Here is a 2284-nt window from a genome sequence, read left to right as displayed (position 1 = left end):
GCCTGTCCCTGTGGGCGCGGCTCCCGCTCGACAACGCGGACGCCTTCGCCCACGCCGCGGCGGCCAGGCACGGCGTCACGATCATGGCGGGCGGCGCGGCGTGCGCCGACGGCCGCCACCGTCACTTCGCCAGGCTCTCCTTCGCCGAGCAGCCGGGCACGCTCGAACTCGCCGCCGAACGCCTCGCCGTCGCCTGGGAACTCCACGCGGAAAACCTGGCCGCCTCCCCCGCCGCCGGTTTCAGTTATCCGGAACGGGCCCATGCCTCCGCCCGCCCCGCACCATGACCGTCAGGTCGCGGCGACCAGGAAGTCCTCCCCTGTCGACATGCGCAGGCCGTCCGCCCGGCCGGCGAAGTACCGCTCGTTGAGCGTGGTCCCCGACACGTGCCGCACGTCGGTGAAGCCCGCCTCGCGGGCCAGCGCCAGCATCTCCGCCGGAGTGAAGAAGCTGATGAACGGCGTGCCCGACCTTTCGGCGCCGTCCACGGCGATCTGCCGCCCCGGCCGGTCCCGCTCGTCGACGAGCTCGGCGGGCAGCTGGAACGTCATCGCCACCGTGGAGCCGGCCGCGAGCGACGCCAGCTCGCGCAGCGTGGCCGCGTTCGCCTCTCTGGTCAGGTACATGCTGACCCCGGCGGAGGCCACCACGGCCGGCCGGACCGCGTCGAACCCGGCGGCCGCGATCTCGTCGCGCCACGACCCGCCCGCCTCGAAGTCGACGGGCACCAGCCGCAGCCAGTCGGGGACGCCATAGCCGAGCTCGGTCAGCCGCCGCCGCTTCCAGGCCTGCGGCCCCGGCTGATCGACCTCGAACACCCGCAGCCGGGCGGCGACGTCGGGCCGCCGCTGCGCGAAGGTGTCCAGCCCAGCGCCGAGCAGCACGTACTGGCCCGCGGCGCGGGCGGCCTGCGCGGCGACGAGATCCTCGATGAACCGGGACCTGGCCACTACGTGCGCCCGGAAACCGCTGGTGAACACCGGGTCCATGTCCGGCCGGTCCCGCCAGCCGGCGTCGGGCGCCGCCAGCCGCAGCCCCACCTCGTCCTCGAGCACGTGCGGCGGCGGGTCGACCAGCACATGCATCGCCCGCCACAGCGCGACCCGCACCGCCGTCTGATCCGGCGACGAAGTCCGCTCCTCATCCATTGTCGGCAATGCTAGTCACGTTACTGTTGTGGTGGGCGGTCGGGAGGCGGAGGGGGAGATGGGGCAGGGCGCTGCGCGCGGTGCACTGGAGCTCGGGGCACTGGGAGTCGTGTTCGGTGACATCGGCACGAGCCCGCTGTACACCGTTCAGACGGTCTTCAGCCCGTCTGACCCGCACCGGGTCCACGCGTCGACCGGGAACGTCTACGGCGTCGTCTCGCTGATCTTCTGGGCGGTGACGATCGTCGTCACCGTCACCTACATACTGCTGGTGATGCGCGCCGACAACGACGGCGAGGGCGGCATCATGGCGCTGATCACGCTGATCCGGCGGCGGAGCATGCCGAGCAGGCGCCGCACCGCGCTGATACTGGCGGCGCTGGGGATCTTCGGCGCGTCGCTGTTCTTCGGCGACAGCATGATCACCCCCGCGATCTCGGTGCTGTCCGCGATCGAGGGCGTGCAGGTCGCGGCGCCGTCCGTCGCCACGATCGTGCTGCCGTTGACGGCGGCCGTCCTCATCGGCCTGTTCGTCCTGCAGCGGCTGGGCACCGGCGCCGTCGGGCGGATGTTCGGGCCGGTGATGGTGCTGTGGTTCTCGGTGATCGCCGCCTGCGGCATCCACGGCATCGCCGGTAACCCGTCGATCCTGAAGGCGCTGTCCCCCACCTACGCGGGCGCGTTCCTGTTCGGGCACTTCGGGACCGCGTTCTTCTCGCTGGCGGCCGTGGTGCTGGCCGTCACCGGCGCCGAGGCCCTGTACGCGGACATGGGACACTTCGGCCGCGGGCCGATCACCCGGTCGTGGCTGTTCCTGGTGTTCCCCGCCGTCATCCTCAACTACCTGGGGCAGGGCGCCCTGGTCCTCGCCGACCCCGTCCACGCGATCAGCAACCCCTTCTACCTGCTGGTGCCGAGCTGGGGGCGGATTCCCATGGTGATCCTGGCCACCGCGGCCACGGTCATCGCCTCCCAGGCGGTCATCTCGGGCGCTTTCTCGCTGACGCAGCAGGCCGCCCAGATCGGCTACCTGCCGCGGCTGCGCATCGACCACACCTCGGAGGAACGGGCCGGCCAGATCTACGTCCCGTGGATCAACTGGGCCCTGTGCGTGGCGGTGCTCGCGCTCGTCTTCA

At 71.8% G+C, this 2284-nt stretch carries 2 protein-coding genes and 1 pseudogene; 2 read left to right on the top strand and 1 reads right to left on the bottom strand.

Going from position 1 to position 2284, the window contains the following annotated elements; all coding sequences use genetic code 11:
- Positions 1 to 287: pseudogene (locus WA805_RS28715) on the top strand (hypothetical protein); the annotation flags it as partial.
- A gap of 3 nt (positions 288 to 290) precedes the next feature.
- Here the strand turns inward: WA805_RS28715 and WA805_RS28710 are convergent.
- Entirely contained in the window at positions 291 to 1148 is an 858-nt protein-coding gene (locus WA805_RS28710; protein WP_425243890.1) for a class I SAM-dependent methyltransferase, read from the bottom strand.
- Positions 1149 to 1206: 58 nt separating this feature from the next.
- Here WA805_RS28710 and WA805_RS28705 point away from each other — a divergent pair.
- Positions 1207 to 2284 (top strand): KUP/HAK/KT family potassium transporter (locus WA805_RS28705; protein WP_425243889.1); only part of this gene is annotated, 1078 nt, incomplete at its 3' end.

Source organism: Trebonia sp., assembly GCF_049794275.1.
GTDB lineage: Bacteria > Actinomycetota > Actinomycetes > Streptosporangiales > Streptosporangiaceae > Trebonia.
Note: the sequence above shows the minus strand (reverse complement) of the source record. Positions and strands in the feature narration are given on the sequence as shown.